The sequence below is a fragment of the Calidifontimicrobium sp. SYSU G02091 genome (genome assembly GCF_022631395.1).
Taxonomy (GTDB): Bacteria; Pseudomonadota; Gammaproteobacteria; order Burkholderiales; family Burkholderiaceae_C; genus Calidifontimicrobium; species Calidifontimicrobium sediminis.
This window is the reverse complement of the sequence record NZ_JALBGB010000004.1, coordinates 33,092-48,594: the sequence shown is the minus strand read 5'-3', so window position 1 is coordinate 48,594 and position 15,503 is coordinate 33,092. Positions and strand designations below refer to the sequence as shown.

Genomic DNA, 15,503 nt, shown 5'->3' with positions numbered 1-15,503 from the left:
GGGCGCGGATTATCCGGGGGCATGAAGCCGTGCGTCGCAGGGGGCTGCGGCACAATGCGCGCCGTCATGAGCCTGGTCTTTCCGCACACCTTCGTGCCGTGGTTCCGCGCCGTCGCGCCGTACATCCACGCCTACCGCGGCAAGACCTTCGTCGTCGGCCTGACCGGCGAGGGCATCGCCGCCGGCAAGCTCAACAACGTCGTGCAGGACCTCGCAATCCTGCACGCGATCGGCATCAAGCTCGTGCTCGTGCACGGCTTTCGGCCGCAGGTCGACGAGCAGCTGCGGGCCAAGGGGCACGAGTCGCGCTTCGTGCACGGCCTGCGGGTGACCGATGCGGTGGCGCTCGACGCCGCGCAGGAGGCCGCCGGGCAGCTGCGCTTCGAGATCGAGGCCGCGTTCTCGCAGGGGCTGCCGAACACGCCGATGGCCAACGCCACCGTGCGTGTCGTCTCGGGCAACTTCCTGATCGCGCGCCCGGTGGGCATCGTCGACGGCGTCGACTACATGCACAGCGGTGTCGTGCGCCGCGTCGACGGCGCGGCGATCCGCCGCGCGATCGACATCGGCGCGCTCGTGCTGCTGTCGCCGTTCGGCTTCTCGCCCACTGGCGAAGCGTTCAACCTGACGATGGAAGACGTCGCGACGAAGACGGCGATCGCGCTGAAAGCCGACAAGCTGCTGTTCCTGACCGAGCTGCCCGGCATCCGCGAGCGGCTCGACGACCCCGACAGCGACATCGACACCGAGATGGCGCTCGCCGACGCGAAGCGGCTGCTCGCGAGCCTGCCGCCGCCTGCCAAGCCGACCGACGCCGCGTTCTACCTGCGCCACTGCGTCGCCGCGTGCGAGGGCGGCGTCGAACGCTCGCACATCCTGCCGTTCGCCGTCGACGGCGCGATCCTGCAGGAGGTGTTCACGCACGACGGCATCGGCACGATGGTCGTCGACGAGAAGCTCGAAAGCCTGCGCGAAGCCACGCCCGACGACGTCGGCGGCATCCTGCAGCTGATCGAGCCGTTCGAGCGCGACGGCACGCTGGTGCGCCGCGAGCGGCACGAGATCGAGCGCGACATCGCGAACTACACCGTCATCGAGCACGACGGCATCATCTTCGGCTGCGCGGCGCTGTACCCCTACCCCGAGGCCAAAACCGGCGAGATGGCCGCGCTGACCGTCGCACCCGACTCGCAGGGCCAGGGCGACGGCGAGCGCATGCTCAAGCGCATCGAGCAGCGCGCGCGTGCACTCGGCCTCGAGAGCATCTTCGTGCTGACGACGCGCACGATGCACTGGTTCCTCAAGCGCGGCTTCCACCCGGTCGACCCGGACTGGCTGCCCGAGGCGCGCAAGCGCAAGTACAACTGGGACCGGCGCTCGCAGGTGCTGGTCAAGAAACTGGTCTGAGCAAGGAGATCCCGATGGCCCGCATGGTGCAGTGCGTCTACCTGAAGAAGGAAGCCGAGGGGCTGGACTTCCCGCCCTACCCCGGCGAGCTCGGCAAGCGCATCTACGACAACGTCAGCAAGGAGGCGTTCGAGATGTGGAAGCGCCACCAGACGATGCTCGTCAACGAGAACCGCCTGAACCTCGCCGACGCGCGCGCGCGCCAGTACTTGGCGCGGCAGATGGAGCAGTTCTTCTTCGGCGCCGGCGCCGACAAGCCGGCCGGCTACGTGCCGCCGTCGAACTGACGTCACGCGCCGCGACGCGCGCCGCCCGACGGCGGCGCGCCGCCGTCGTCATTTGAAGCCGACGCGGTCCAGCATCATCTGGACTTGGGGCGTGTTGGCACCGACCTTGGCGATCGGCACCGTCTCCGACTTGAATCGGCCGAGCGCGGCCAGTGCCGGATTCTCGGTCTGCACGCCCGGCACCGTCGGATATTCGTTGTTGCCGTCGGCGAGGTAACGCTGCGCGCTGTCGCTGGCGAGGTATTCGAGGAACTTGACCGCCGCGTCGCGGTTCTTGGCGTGGCGCGCCACCGCGCCGCCCGAGATATTGACGTGCGTGCCCCAGCTCGACTGGTTCGGGAACATCACGCGCGTACGGTCGACGACGGCCTTGTCGGCCGGATTCGTCGAGCGCATCAGCCGGGCGTAGTAATAGCTGTTGGTGATCGCGACGCCGCATTCGCCGGCGGCCACCGCGCGAATCTGGTCGGTATCGCCGCCCTTCGGGTCGCGCGCGAGGTTGGCCGCGACGCCCTTCAGCCAGGCCTCGGCCTGTTCGGCACCGAGGTGCTCGATCACCGACGCGAACAGGCTCAGGTTGTACGGGTGCGAGCCCGAGCGGCTGCAGATCAGCCCCTTCATCGCCGGCGCTGCGAGCTTTTCGTAGCTGTCGATGTCGGTGGGCTTCACGCGGGTCGGGTCGTAGACGAGCACGCGCGCGCGCGTCGAGAAGCCGAACCACTGCGACCCCTGGCCGGTGTCGGCGCCGCGGAACTGCGCCGGGATGCGCTGTTCGAGCACTGCCGAGCGCACCGGCTGGAACAGGCCGTCCTGTTCGGCCCGCCACAGCCGCGCGGCGTCGACGAGCAGGATCACGTCGGCCGGGCTCGCGCTGCCCTCGGCCTTCAGCCGCGCGAGGATGCCGGCGTCGTCGGCATCGACGCGGTTGATGCGGATGCCGGTGGTCTTCGTGAAATCGGCGTACAGCCGCTCGTCGGTCTGGTAGTGGCGCGCCGAGTACAGGTTCAGCACCTGCTGCTGCGCCAGCGCAGGCACCGTGGCGGCGACGCTGGCGGCGGTCAGCGCGAGCGTGGCGAGGGTGCGGCGCAGACGCCGAAACGAAACGTGTGGCATCGGGAAGGGCTCCGGGTGGGTTCTCTGTCGGAAGCTCAATGTAAACGCAAACGGTTTGCATTTGCAACCAATCCCGAGTCCGGCATGTGGGTGCGGGCGGCCGACGGATCGGCGGCGCGGATGGGCGCCGCGCGATCGCCGCGGCCAAGCCCCGACCGCTGCGTGCACCGCGCCCGGCGCGCGCGACCGATTCGGGCGGGTCGATTCCTCGCCAAAACCCGCCGGACCGTTGGTGAACCGCACGCCTGAAACCCTGTCGCCCCCGAGCGCGCGAGTTTCGGGGAGGGATGTCACAGGCCAACCCTGCCCGCACGGGGCATTTCTCAGCGACGGCACCACCGCCGCGCTGAAACCCGCGCGGCAAACGCCCTGGCAAATCCGCCCGCTGCGGCGATCCCCGAGTCGCCATGTCGCGCGTTCTGCGCTACGATTGCCCCGCATCAAATCGACGGAGATTCCGACATGCCCACCCTGCAGGAATTGCTGGCCCAGAAGGCGGAAATCGAAAAACAGATCATCGAAACCCAGCGTGCCGAGCGCGCCGAAGCGATCGCGAAAGTCAAGGCGCTGATGGCCGAATACGGATTGACGCTGGCCGACCTGTCGGCGCGCGCGCCCGCCGCGCCGAAAGCCGCGAAGACCGCGGCCGGCCGCAAGGCGCCGGTCAAGTACCGCAACCCAGCCACCGGCGACACCTGGAGCGGCCGCGGCCTGCAGCCGAAGTGGCTGCGCGCCGAGCTGGCCGCCGGCCGTCAGCTGTCGGATTTCGCCGTCTGACCGCGCGCGAAGCGACCGCCCGCGGCGCCCCGGCCACAGCCGGCGCCGCCCTGCGAACGAAGGCCGCCCGCGGGCGGCCTTCGCCGTTGTGGCAGCCCGCGGCCGGCGTGCCGTGAGCGACGACCCCGCCCGCTAGACTGGCTGCATGATCCCCGCCGGGTTCGTCCAGGAACTGCTCGCACGCGTCGACATCGTCGACGTCATCGGCCGCCACGTGCAGCTGCGCAAGACGGGCGCCAACCTCGTCGGGCTGTGCCCGTTCCACGCCGAGAAGTCGCCGAGCTTCACCGTCAGCCCAACGAAGCAGTTCTATCACTGCTTCGGCTGTGGCGCGAGCGGCGACGCGATCCGCTTCCTGACCGAGCACCTCGGCCTGGGCTTCGTCGAGGCGGTGCACGAGCTCGCACAGCAGGTCGGGCTGCAGGTGCCGCAGGACGACGCGAGCCCGCAGCAGCGCGAACAGGCGCAGCGCCGGCGCGAGCACGACGCCACGCTCGCCAGCGTGCTCAAGACCGCCGCCGACCACTACCGCCAGCAGCTCAAGGCCAGCCCGCGTGCGATCGAGTACCTCAAGCGCCGCGGCCTGACCGGCGAGATCGCGCGCGCCTTCGCGCTCGGCTACGCCCCCGACAGCTGGCGCGGGCTGGCCAGCGTGTTCCCGCGCTACGACGACCCGCTGCTGGCCGAGGCCGGCCTCGTCGTCGTGCACGACGACGGCGGCGAGACGAAGCGCTACGACCGCTTCCGCGACCGCATCATGTTCCCGATCCGCAACGTCAAGGGCGACGTGATCGGCTTCGGCGCGCGCGTGATCGACCGCGGCGAGCCCAAGTACCTCAACTCGCCCGAGACGCCGCTGTTCCACAAGGGCCGCGAGCTGTACGGCCTGTTCGAGGCGCGCACCGCGCTGCGCGAGCGCGGCGTCGCACTCGTCGTCGAGGGCTACATGGACGTCGTCGCGCTCGCGCAGCTCGGCCTGCCGAACGCGGTGGCCACGCTGGGCACCGCGTGCACGCCCGAGCACGTGGCCAAGCTGCTGCGCTTCACCGACCGCGTCGTCTTCAGCTTCGACGGCGACGCCGCCGGCCGCCGCGCCGCGGTGCGCGCGCTCGAGGCCGCGCTGCCGCACGCGAGCGACACGCGCAGCTTCCGCTTCCTGTTCCTGCCGCCCGAGCACGACCCCGACAGCTACGTGCGCGCGCACGGCCGCGAGGCCTTCGAGCGCCTGATGGCGCAGGCCACGCCGCTGTCGCGCCTGCTCGTCGACGTCGCGCAGGCCGACTGCGACCTCGCGACCGCCGAGGGCCGCGCGCGCATGCTCGCGCAGGCGCAGCCGCTGTGGTCGCAGCTGCCCGACGGCGCGCTGCGCCGCCAGCTGCTCGGCGAACTGGCACGCCTGGGGGGGCTCGGTGTCGACGAGCTGGCGAGCCTGTGGCGCGTCGGCGCGTCGCCAACCCCCGCCACGCGCATCGTCGACGCGCGGCCGGCGCCCGCCGCGCCGCGCCGCGGCGGCGTACTGACGCGCCAGCCGCCGCGCCGGCCCGAGGACCGCGCGCTGCAGCTGCTGCTCGCGCACGCCGACTGGTGGGACCGGCTCAGCGCCGAGGCGCACGAGCTGCTGCACGCGCTGCCGCCGCCGCACGGCGCGCTGGTGGCCTGGCTCGAGCGCGAGCTGGCCGAGCACGGTGCGCGCCCGTGGGCCGTGCTGCGCCGCGCGCTCGCCGACGACGCGGCGCTCGCCGACGCCGGCGTCGACACCGCGGCCTGGCTCGACGATGTCGACGCCGCCGACGCCCAGCCCGACGACCTGCAGCGCGCCGTCGACCACCTGCTCGAGCGGCAGCTCAAGACGCAGCTCGACGCCGCGGCACTCGACGCCCAGCGCGACCCGCAGCTGCTGCCGCGCTACCGCGACCTGCTCGCCCGCATGGCGCAGGTCAAGAAGCGGCTGGCCGGGCAGCCGGCCTGATCCCCCGCGTCGGCGCTCGGGCACCGGTGGCACCGCCACAATGGCCGCGCGCCCGCCGTGGGTGCGTTGCCGCCGCCGTCATGCACCCCACCCTGCCGCTGCTCGCCGCCACCGACTTCCCGCCGCTCGCGCGCGAGCGCCTCGACACCCTGCAGGTCAATCTGGGCTACCGCTGCAACCAGAGCTGCGTGCACTGCCACGTCGGCGCGAGCCCGCAGCGCACCGAACAGATGGACGGCGACACCGCCGACCTCGTGCTGCAGGTGCTCGCCAAGCGGCGCATCGGCACGCTGGACCTCACTGGCGGCGCCCCCGAGCTCAACGCGCACTTCCGCCGCCTCGTCGCTGGCGCTCGCGCGCTCGGCGTGCGCGTGATCGACCGCTGCAACCTGACGATCCTGTTCGAGCCCGGGCAGGAAGACCTCGCCGAGTTCCTCGCTGTGCAAGGCGTCGAGGTCACGGCATCGCTGCCGTGCTATTCGCCGGCCAACGTCGACCGCCAGCGCGGCGACGGCGTCTTCGACAAGAGCATCGCCGCGCTGCAGCGGCTCAACGCGCTCGGCTACGGCCGCGGCAGCGGCCTCGTGCTCAACCTCGTCTACAACCCGCAGGGCCCGAGCCTGCCGCCGCCGCAGACGGCGCTCGAGGCCGACTACAAGCGCGAGCTGAAGGCGCATTTCGGCATCGAGTTCGACCACCTGTTCGCGCTCACGAACATGCCGATCCAGCGCTTCGGCAGCACGCTCGTCAGCAAGGGCCAGTTCGCCGGCTACATGGCGCTGCTGAAGCGCTCGTTTCGCGCCGACAACCTCGCCACCGTGATGTGCCGCTCGCTCGTCAGCGTCGACCACGAGGGCTGGCTGTACGACTGCGACTTCAACCAGATGCTCGGCCTGCCGGCGCAGATCGACGGCGCAGCGCGCCTGCACCTGCGCGACCTGCTGGCCGGCGCGTGGCCGCGCGCGATCCGCGTGGCCGACCACTGCTACGGCTGCACCGCCGGCCAGGGCAGCAGCTGCGGCGGCGCGCTGGCCGACGGCGCCAGGGCTGCGGCGAAGGCGGCGTGACGCGGCGCGTGTCGATCGTCGTGCCGGCGCTGAACGAGGCCGCCGGCATCGCCGCCACGCTCGGCGTGCTCGCCCCTTGGCGTGCCGCCGGGCACGAGGTGATCGTCGTCGACGGCGGCAGCACCGACGCGACGGCGCGACTCGCCACCGCCTGGGCCGACCGCGTGCTCGCCGCCCCGCGCGGGCGCGCGCGGCAGATGAACGCGGGCGCCGCGGCAGCGCGCCACGGCGTGCTGCTGTTCCTGCACGCCGACACGCGCTTGCCGCCCGGTGCGCTCGCCGCCGTCGAGCGCGCGCTGCAGCGTGGCGCCGCGTGGGGCCGCTTCGACGTGCGCATCGACGGGCGCTCGCGCGGGCTCGCCGTCGTCGCCGCGCTGATGAACCTGCGCTCGCGCGCCACCGGCATCGCCACCGGCGACCAGGCGATCTTCGTGCGCCGCGACGCGTTCGACGCCGTCGGCGGTTTTCCCGACCAGCCGCTGATGGAAGACGTCGAGCTGTCGCGCCGACTCAAGCGCAGCGCCGGCCGCCCGGCGTGCCTGCGCGAGCGCGTCGTGACGTCGGGCCGGCGCTGGGACGAGCATGGCGTGTGGCGCACCGTCTGGCTGATGTGGACGCTGCGCTGGCGCTACTGGCGCGGCACGCCGGCCGAGGTGCTCGCGCAGGCTTACCACTGACACCGCGCCGATGCCTGCACCCTGCCGTGTGATCGTGATGGCCAAGGCCCCGCGCGCCGGCTTCGCGAAGACGCGGCTCACGCCGGCGCTGGGCGCCGAAGGCGCCGCGCGCCTCGCGCACCGGCTGCTCGACCACGCGCTGGCCCAGGCGCTGGCTGCCGGACTCGGGCCGGTCGAGCTGTGCGCCGCACCCACCGCCGCCGACGTGACGTTCGACGCCTGGCGCCACCTGCCGCTGCAATGGAGCGACCAGGGCGACGGCGACCTCGGCGCGCGCATGGCGCGCGCGCTCGGCCGCGCCGTCGCCACCGATGGCTGCGCGCTGCTGATCGGCACCGACGCGCCGGCGCTCGACGCCGCGATGCTGCGCGCTGCCGCCGAGGCGCTCGCGACCCACGACGCCGTCTTCGTGCCGGCGTTCGACGGCGGCTACGCGCTCGTCGGCGTCAGGCGCGCCGCCGGCGCGCTGTTCGACGGCATCGCCTGGAGCACACCGCACGTGATGGCCGCCACCCGCGCGCGGCTGCGCGCGCTCGGCTGGACGCACGCCGAACTGCCGCCGGTGGCCGACGTCGACGAGCCCACCGACCTCGCGCACCTGCCGCCGGCGTGGCTCGCCGAAGGTGCCGACGTCGCGGGTGCGACGCGGCCATGGAGCGACGGTGAGGCCACGGCGAGGCAGCGATGAGGCACCTGCTGCTGGTGGGCGCCGGCCACGCGCACGCGCAGGTGCTGCTCGAATGGGCACGCGCACCGCTGGCGGGCGTCGAGGTCACCGTCGTCAGCCCCGGCGCGTTCGCGCCGTACTCGGGCATGGTGCCAGGCTGGCTTGCCGGCGTGTACCGCTTCGACGAGATCGGCATCGACTTCGCCGCGCTTGCGCGTGCGGCCGGTGCGCGCTTCGTTGCCGGCGAGGTCGTGGCGCTCGACGCCGCGCGCCGCGAAGTGACGCTGGCCGACGGCGCCCGCCTCGGCTACGACGTGCTGTCGCTGAACATCGGCTCGACGCTGCAACCGCCGCCGATCGACGGCGCCATCGTGCTGCCGCTGCGGCCGCTGGCGAGGCTGCGCGAGGGCTACGACGCCGTGCTCGCCGAGCTTGCCACCGCCGACTGGCCGCTGGCGGTCACGGCGGTCGGTGGCGGCGCCGCCGGCGTCGAATCGGTGCTGGCCGTCGTCGCACGGCTGCGTGCCCTGCGGCCGCACCGGCCGATCAAGGCGCGCCTCGTCACGCGCAGCACCGACCTGTTGCCCGGCATGGCCCCGGGCGCCGCGCGGCGCGTGCGCGCCGCGCTAGAGCATGCCGGTGTGCGCATCAAGTGCGGCACGGCCTTCGACCCGGCCACCGTCGTGCCCGGCGAGCTGGTGCTGTGGGCCACCGGCGCACTGGCGCATGCCTGGCCCGCGGCCAGCGCGCTGGCCTGCGATGCCGCCGGGTTCGTGCGCATCGACCACCACCTGCGTTCGGTATCGCACCCGGAGGTGCATGCGGTCGGTGACTGCGCCGCCTGGGTGCCTGCACTGCCCAAGGCCGGGGTCTACGCGGTGCGGATGGGCCCCATCCTGGTGCACAACCTGCGGGCGGCCCTGGGCGCCGGCGGGCCGCGCAGCTACGTGCCGCAGCGCCGCCACCTCGCGCTGCTGGCCACCGCCGACGGCCGCGCGGTGGCCGCCTGGGGCCGCTGGAGTGCCGAAGGCGCTTGGGCTTGGCGCTGGAAAGACCGCATCGACCGCCGCTTCGTGCGCCGCTTCGCTCACGCTGCCGGCACGTGATCAGGGGCACACCTCTGGCGGCATGTCCCTTGCTTGAGCGAACGCCGCCATCACGGCCGTTGTCGTTGCATCCGCGCAACGAATTGGAACTGGGGGGTCACGAATGACGAAACCGTGACGGTAGACTCGCCCCCCGTCTTTAACCCTGATCGGAGTATCCCGAATGAAGAAAACCCTGATTTCGGCCGCCGCGCTGATGGCGATGGCCGGTGCCGCGCAAGCGCAAGTGTCGCTGTACGGCCTGATCGACCTGAGCTACGGCAAGAGCCTCGCTGCAGACCTCGATGACCAAGACGCCGACTTCCACTCGGGCGGCGACAACGGTTCGAGCGAAGGCAACTCGACCAGCCGTGTCGGCCTCAAGGGCTCGATGGACGTCGGCGGCGGCACGAAGGTCAACTTCCGCCTCGAGACCTCGGGCATCCAGAGCGACGGCGACCTGAACGGCGCATTCTTCGGCCGTCAGATGTGGGCCGGCTTCTCGGGCAGCTGGGGTGAGGTCCGCCTGGGCCGCCAGGACTCGGTGCCGTTCCAGACGATGATCGACTTCGACTTCAACGGTGCGTCGAACGGCGTGTCGTCGGGCGCGTATTCGGCCATCGGCGCATTCAACCGCGGCCGCGTTGACCGCTCGCTGCAGTACATCACGCCGAACATGGGCGGCTTCACCGCGCAAATCGGCTTCACTCCGGAGAACGGCGGTTCGGTCGGTTCTGGCTTTAACAATGACCAGGCCTTCTTCGGCCTGGGTCTGAAGTATGTGGCCGGTCCGCTGGCCGTGGCCGCCGCCTACGAACAGTCGCGCGTCGATGGCGGCGAAAACTTCTGGTCGGTGGCCGGGAGCTGGGACTTTGGGGTCGCCAAGGCGATGGTGAGCTACGCCAACGCAGGCGATGTTGATAACGACGGTGCCGGAAAGGGCTGGGGCATCGGTGCCGTCGCACCGATCGGCAAAGTCAACGTTGGCGCGATCTTCCACAAGAACCAGGATCTGCTTGGCGGCATCACGTCGTGGGAAGTGTTCGCGAACACGGAGATCTTCAAGGGCACGTACCTGTACGCCGAGTACGGCAAGTGGAACTCGGATCAGCCGATCCCCTTGACCACGAAAGACAGTGCGACGGGCTTCGCCGCCGGCGTGATCTTCACGTTCTGACCCTTATGAACACGGCAGCGGCCTTGGGTCGCTGTCTGTGTGATCTATGTGATAACAAAGAGCCACGCGACATTTGTCGCGTGGCTTTTTTTGAGTCCGCCGGTAGCGTCCAAGAAGGCTATCCAGAGGGTCACGTGCCCAGCGCGTCGTCGAATAGCCTCGCGCGCCCGCCCGGTGCGGGTGCGCTGTACTTCACCGATCCCCGTCCGGCAGTCCTGATGGAAGACCTCCCGCTCGACAGCGCGAAGCCGGACGCACCGGCGTCGCGCAAGCTGATCCGTGTCCAGCAGCGCGACCTGCAACTCGTGATCTTCCCGAGCTGGCTCGAGCACGGCGTCGACGAGTGCGAGTGCGACGAACGCATCAGCATCGCGTCCAACGTGCAACCCGTGATGGCCAGGCCGTGACGGCGTCCTGAACCGCCCCACGCGCGGCCAGAATCGGGGCATGCGCACCCCCGGCGTGCATCTGCAGTACAGCTTCGAGTCGCGCGGCCAGCGCGGCGCCGAGATCGAGAACCCGCTGTTCGACCTGCTCGGCGCGGTGCACGCGCACGGCTCGATCCGGCACGCGGCCACCGCGCTCGGCGCGTCGTACCGCCACGTGTGGGGTGCGCTCAAGCACTGGGAGGACGTGCTCGGCCAGCCGCTCGTCCACTGGGCCAAGGGACAGCCGGCGCGGCTGACGCCGTTCGCGCTGCGGCTGCTGGCGGCCGAGCGCGCCGCGCGCGTGCGCATGACGCCGCACATCGAGGCGCTGCGCGCCGAGCTCGAGCGCGTGCGCGCGCTCGCGCTCGACGAGCGCCAGCTCGTGCTCGAGGTGTTCGCGAGCCACGACCTCGCGCTGCCGGTGCTGCGCGAGCTGTGTGCGGCGTGCGGCCTGCACCTGGGGCTGCGCTTCGCCGGCAGCGTCGATGCGCTGCGCGCGCTCGCACATGGGCGCTGCACGGTCGCGGGCTTCCACGTGCCGGCGCTGCCCGGCGGCTCGCCGGTGTTCGCCGCCGCGCTGAAACCGCTGCTCCAGCCCGGGCGGCACAAGCTGATCGGCGCGCTGCGCCGCACGCAGGGGCTGATGATGCGCCCGGGCCTGACTCCCAAGCCCGCATCGCTGGCCGACGTCGCGGCGCAGCGCTGGCGCTTCGTCAACCGCCAGCCCGGCTCGGGCACGCGGCTGCTGATGGACCACCTGCTGCACGACGCCGGCCTCGACGCGGCGACGATCACCGGCTACGGCGGCCGCTGCGAAGACACGCACGTCGCGGTGGCCGCCGCGATCGCGCACGGCGAGGCCGACGTCGGCCCCGGCGTCGAGGCGGCCGCGCGCGCCGCCGGGCTCGACTTCGTGCCGCTCGCCGACGAGGACTACCACCTCGTGTGTCTGGCCGACGCGCTCGACTCGCCTGCGGTGCGCGCGCTGCGCGACGTGCTCGCCTCCCCCGGCTGGGCGCAGGCGCTGGCGGCGCTGCCCGGCTACGCACCGTCGCCGCAGGCCGGGCAGGTGCTGTCGCTGACGCAGGCGCTGCCGTGGTGGCGCTACCGCACGTCGCGGCGCAGTGCGGCGGGCGGCACCGGCTGAGCGCGGCCGACGCTCACGGGCTGGCGTTCGGGAAGAACACGGGCTCGCCGCCGATGCGGTAGCTCGCGATCGCGGCCTGTCCGGCCGGCGACACCAGCCAGTCGGCGAAGGCCTGCGCGAGGTCCTTTCTGACGTGCGGGTGCTTCGCCGGGTTGACGACGATGACGCCGTACGGGTTCAGCAGCCGCCGGTCGCCTTCGACGAGGATCGCGAGGTCGGCACGGTTGCGGAAGTTCAGCCAGGTGCCGCGGTCGGCCAGCACGTAGGCGCTGCTCGACGCGGCGATGTTCAGCGCCGGTCCCATCCCGCAGCCGCATTCCCGGTAGCCGGCGGGCTTCCTCGCGTCGAGGTCGACGCCGGCGGCCTGCCAGTAGCGCCGCTCGGCCGCGTGCGTGCCGCTGCGGTCACCCCGCGAGACGAACGGCGCGCCCGCTGCCGCAACGCGCGCCAGCGCCGCCGCGACGTCGCCGCCGCGCGCGCCGGCCGGATCGGCCTTCGGGCCGACGAGCATGAAGTCGTTGAACATCACCGCCCGACGCGGCAGGCCGTGGCCTTCGGCGACGAAGCGCTCCTCGGCCTCGACGTCGTGCACGAGCACCGCGTCGGCGTCGCCGCGGCGTGCAACGTCGAGTGCCTGTCCGGTGCCGAGTGCGACGACGCGCACGCCGATGCCGGTGGCGCGCGTGAACTGCGGCAGCAGGTGCGCGAACAGCCCCGACTGCTCGGTCGACGTCGTCGACGCGAGCACGATGAAGCGCGGCTGGGCACCGGCGTGCAGCGCCATGGCTGCGAGTGCGGCGAGCAGCGCGCGTCGAACCCCACGACTGCAACTCACGGCAACTCGCCCTGCAGGAACAGCGCCGCCTCGTCGGGCAGCGGGTCGTCGAAGAAACCGGCGGTGGGCCGGTCGACGACGAGCCGCCCCTGCTCGAGGTAGATCACGCGGCTGGCCAGCCGCCGGACCTGGCCGAGGTGGTGGCTGCTCATCACCACCGTCATGCCTTCGGCGGCGAACTCGGCCACCAGCGCCTCGATGTCGCGCCGGGCGTGCGGGTCCAGGCTCGCGGTGGGTTCGTCGAGGAACAGCACCTGCGGGCGCACCGCCCACGCGCGCGCGAGCGCGACGCGCTGCTGCTGGCCGCCCGAGAGCACGCGCGCCGGGCGGTCGGCCTCGGCGCGCAGCCCGACGCGCGCGAGCGCCGCCAGCGCGCGCTCGCGCCGCTCGCCGCCGCGCACGCCGACCAGCCACAGCGCGAGCTCGACGTTGCGGCGTACCGACAGGCGCAGCAGGAACGGGCGCTGGAACAGCATCGCCTGCCGAGGCTCGTGGCCGTCGGCGCCGCGCGCGGTGCGGCGCACGCCGCTGGCCAGGTGCGGCTGCAGCTGGCCGTGCAGCAGCCGCAGCAGCGTCGTCTTGCCGCTGCCGTTGGCGCCCACCAGCGCGATGCGCTCGCCGGCACGCACCGCCAGCGTCACGTCGTGCAGCGCGACGCGCGTGCCGAAGCGCACCGTCGCGTGCTCGAGCTCAATCAGCGGTGCGCCCGTCATGCGGCCCGCCCTTCCTGCGCGAGCTGCACGCGCCGCACGCCGGCGATGCCGAGGTTGACGAGTGCGACGACCCCCAGCAGCACCAGCCCGAGCGCCAGCGCCAGCGGCAAGTCACCCTTGCTCGTCTCGAGCGCGATCGTCGTCGTCATCACGCGCGTGACGCCGGCGATGTTGCCGCCGACGATCATCACCGCGCCGACCTCGCTGATCGCGCGCCCGAACGCGGTGAGCACGATCGTCAGCAGCGCCGCGCGCTCGTGCACCAGCAGCAGCGCCGCGCTCGCGAACGGTCCGGCGCCCATCGAGCGCAGCTGCTCGCCGTTGCCGCGCATCGCGTCGGCCACCAGCTGGCGCGCCAGCGCCGCCACCAGCGGCAGCACGAGGATCGTCTGCGCGATGACCATCGCGGTCGGTGTGAACAGAAGCCCGAGCGAACCGAGTGGCCCCGCACGCGACAGCAGCAGGTACACCGTCAGCCCCACCACCACCGGCGGCAGCGCGAGCAGCGTATTCAGCGCGAGCACGACCGCGCGCTGGCCGGGGAAGCGCGCCACCGCGAGCCACGCGCCGGCGACCAGCCCGATCGCCGCACCAAGCAGGCTGGCCGCACCGCTGACCTGCAGCGACAGCACGACGATCTCGCGCAGCGACTCGTCGGCGCCGGCGATCAGCGCCGCTGCGGTGCGCAGGCTGTCGGTGAAGGCACTCAAGAACCGGGACGCGAGTCGTGGCGCAAGGCGCGCATTCTGGCCACGGCGCGCGCGCGCCGCGATATGTCGGCCGCTGCATAGGGGCCGCACCGCAGGCGCGACGCGCTACAGCGCGCAGGAGCGGAAGCCGCAGAAGCCCTGGTCGCGCGCCGGGTCGGCGAAGCGGCGCGCCTTCGGATGGCGCAGCGCCGGCGCGGTGAGCCACGACGCGCCGCGCAGCACGGCCTGCGCGGCCGCCGGTTGCGGCCGCGCCAGCGCGCCCGGCGCGTAGCCGGGGTACGGCTGCGCGCGGTCGGCGACCCACTCCCACACGTCGCCCCACGCAAAGCCGCGCGACGCGGCCGCGCACGCCGCATGCTCCCACTCGGCCTCGGTCGGCAGCCGGCGCCCGGCCCAGCGGCACCAGGCCTGCGCCTCGTGGAAGGTCACGTGGCGCACCGGCTGCGTGGCCGCGGCGTGCACGACGCGCCCGCGGTCGCGCAGCAGCACGCCGCGGCGTATCTGCTCGACGTAGCGCGGCAGGCGCGGGCCGTGCTCGTGCACGTGCGCGTGCAGCCAGGCCCAGCCGGCGTCGCTCCACCAGCGCCGCTCGTCGTAGCCGCCGTCGTCGACGAACTCGGCGTACTGCGCCCAGCTCACCGGCTGCGCGTCGATCTCGGTGGCGGGCAGCGCCACATCGTGCGCCCACTTCTCGAGCTCGGGCACGAAGCCGCCGCGGCCGCTGCCCAGCGTCCAGCGCCGCGCCGGCAGCGCGACCGCTGCGCGCGCCGCGCGCTGTGGCGGCTCGGGCCACAGCTCGCCGAGCACGGCAGGCGTCAGGTCGAGCGCCTGCGCGAGCTCGGCAAAGGCTTCGTCCAGCGTGTGCTCGTGCCACAGCGCGGCGCGGAACACGAACAGCGCGTCGTCGCCGTCGGGGGTCTGCGCGAGCAGGTCGAGCGTCGTCTCGAAGGTGGCCATCAGCCACGCGCGCAGCGCCTCGTCGAGCGGCAGGTCCATCGCCCAGCGCTCGGCGCGGGTGCTGGCCTGCGGGTGCCACCAGCGGTCGGCGTCGGGCTCGATCGACGCCAGCCGCAGCGACTGCGCGTCGGCAGCGTCACCGCGACCGCGCTGCACGTGGCGCGCGATCCACCACTCCTGGAACCAGCCGGCGTGGCCGGCCAGCCACGCCGGCGGACTGAAGCGGTCGACCTCGACGAGGCGCAACGCGCCGGCGTCCTCGAACGCCGCGAGCCACTGCAGCGTGCGGTTGCGCGCGCGCATCAGCGCGAGCGACAGCGCCTCCGCGCTGCCGTGGCGCAGCACGGTGACGGGGTCGTCGGCACCCGGGGCGGCCATCGGCGCAGCATAGCGACAACGCGCCCGGCGCCGGGCACTGTCGCGACGCCGACAGCCGCCGGCGAACGGGCGTGCTAAAACGCCGGCTGCCATCGCCGCGAGGAGACCG

At 72.8% G+C, this 15,503-nt stretch carries 16 protein-coding genes; 11 read left to right on the top strand and 5 right to left on the bottom strand.

The window, feature by feature from the left end; all coding sequences use genetic code 11:
• Positions 1-66: 66 nt before the first annotated feature.
• Positions 67-1,407, top strand: a complete 1,341-nt coding sequence (gene argA / locus MOJ79_RS04065; protein ID WP_119354274.1) for an amino-acid N-acetyltransferase — start codon at positions 67-69, stop codon at positions 1,405-1,407.
• A gap of 14 nt (positions 1,408-1,421) precedes the next feature.
• Complete coding sequence (locus MOJ79_RS04060) at positions 1,422-1,694, top strand: oxidative damage protection protein (protein WP_119287715.1); 273 nt, start codon at positions 1,422-1,424, stop codon at positions 1,692-1,694.
• 48 nt (positions 1,695-1,742) lie between these two features.
• Here MOJ79_RS04060 and MOJ79_RS04055 read toward each other — a convergent pair whose 3' ends face one another.
• Positions 1,743-2,807, bottom strand: coding sequence for a Fe(3+) ABC transporter substrate-binding protein (locus MOJ79_RS04055; RefSeq protein WP_241922977.1), 1,065 nt, complete (start codon positions 2,805-2,807; stop codon positions 1,743-1,745).
• 462 nt (positions 2,808-3,269) lie between these two features.
• Here MOJ79_RS04055 and MOJ79_RS04050 point away from each other — a divergent pair, with 462 nt between their 5' ends.
• The 9 genes from MOJ79_RS04050 (at position 3,270) to MOJ79_RS04010 (ending at position 11,801) form a co-directional block, all read left to right on the top strand.
• Complete coding sequence (locus tag MOJ79_RS04050) at positions 3,270-3,584, top strand: H-NS histone family protein (protein ID WP_241922976.1); 315 nt, start codon at positions 3,270-3,272, stop codon at positions 3,582-3,584.
• Positions 3,585-3,729: 145 nt separating this feature from the next.
• Positions 3,730-5,553, top strand: coding sequence for a DNA primase (gene dnaG, locus MOJ79_RS04045; RefSeq protein ID WP_241922975.1), 1,824 nt, complete (start codon positions 3,730-3,732; stop codon positions 5,551-5,553).
• Positions 5,554-5,633: 80 nt separating this feature from the next.
• Complete coding sequence (gene arsS / locus MOJ79_RS04040; protein ID WP_241922974.1) at positions 5,634-6,620, top strand: arsenosugar biosynthesis radical SAM (seleno)protein ArsS; 987 nt, start codon at positions 5,634-5,636, stop codon at positions 6,618-6,620.
• Positions 6,617-7,297 (top strand): TIGR04283 family arsenosugar biosynthesis glycosyltransferase, encoded by a 681-nt coding sequence (locus tag MOJ79_RS04035; protein WP_241922973.1) that lies wholly within the window; start codon positions 6,617-6,619, stop codon positions 7,295-7,297. Before arsS ends, MOJ79_RS04035 begins: the two co-directional genes overlap by 4 nt.
• Before the next feature lie 10 nt (positions 7,298-7,307).
• The gene (locus tag MOJ79_RS04030; protein ID WP_241922972.1) at positions 7,308-7,985 is read left to right on the top strand and encodes a TIGR04282 family arsenosugar biosynthesis glycosyltransferase; all 678 of its coding nucleotides are present in this window, start codon (positions 7,308-7,310) and stop codon (positions 7,983-7,985) included.
• Positions 7,982-9,070, top strand: coding sequence for an FAD-dependent oxidoreductase (locus MOJ79_RS04025; RefSeq protein ID WP_241922971.1), 1,089 nt, complete (start codon positions 7,982-7,984; stop codon positions 9,068-9,070). The genes MOJ79_RS04030 and MOJ79_RS04025 overlap by 4 nt, the downstream gene beginning before the upstream one ends.
• A 163-nt stretch (positions 9,071-9,233) precedes the next feature.
• Positions 9,234-10,226: a porin gene (locus tag MOJ79_RS04020; protein ID WP_241922970.1), complete on the top strand. Its 993-nt coding sequence runs from the start codon at positions 9,234-9,236 to the stop codon at positions 10,224-10,226.
• Positions 10,227-10,231: 5 nt separating this feature from the next.
• On the top strand, positions 10,232-10,633 hold the full coding sequence (locus MOJ79_RS18940; protein ID WP_259374314.1) for a 2OG-Fe(II) oxygenase family protein: 402 nt from the start codon (positions 10,232-10,234) through the stop codon (positions 10,631-10,633).
• Positions 10,634-10,673: 40 nt separating this feature from the next.
• The gene (locus MOJ79_RS04010; RefSeq protein ID WP_241922968.1) at positions 10,674-11,801 is read left to right on the top strand and encodes a substrate-binding domain-containing protein; all 1,128 of its coding nucleotides are present in this window, start codon (positions 10,674-10,676) and stop codon (positions 11,799-11,801) included.
• Positions 11,802-11,814: 13 nt separating this feature from the next.
• On the opposite strand, the gene MOJ79_RS04005 is transcribed toward MOJ79_RS04010, so the two are convergent.
• From MOJ79_RS04005 to MOJ79_RS03990, 4 genes are all read right to left on the bottom strand, one after another.
• Positions 11,815-12,585 carry a substrate-binding domain-containing protein gene (locus MOJ79_RS04005; RefSeq protein WP_241922967.1) on the bottom strand — a complete coding sequence of 257 codons (771 nt, stop codon included), beginning with the start codon at positions 12,583-12,585 and terminating at the stop codon, positions 11,815-11,817.
• Positions 12,586-12,632: 47 nt separating this feature from the next.
• Entirely contained in the window at positions 12,633-13,349 is a 717-nt protein-coding gene (locus MOJ79_RS04000) for an ATP-binding cassette domain-containing protein (RefSeq protein ID WP_241922966.1), read from the bottom strand.
• Positions 13,346-14,059, bottom strand: coding sequence for an ABC transporter permease (locus MOJ79_RS03995; protein ID WP_241922965.1), 714 nt, complete (start codon positions 14,057-14,059; stop codon positions 13,346-13,348). Before MOJ79_RS03995 ends, MOJ79_RS04000 begins: the two co-directional genes overlap by 4 nt.
• A gap of 105 nt (positions 14,060-14,164) precedes the next feature.
• Positions 14,165-15,394, bottom strand: coding sequence for an SUMF1/EgtB/PvdO family nonheme iron enzyme (locus MOJ79_RS03990; protein WP_241922964.1), 1,230 nt, complete (start codon positions 15,392-15,394; stop codon positions 14,165-14,167).
• Positions 15,395-15,503: the final 109 nt, after the last annotated feature.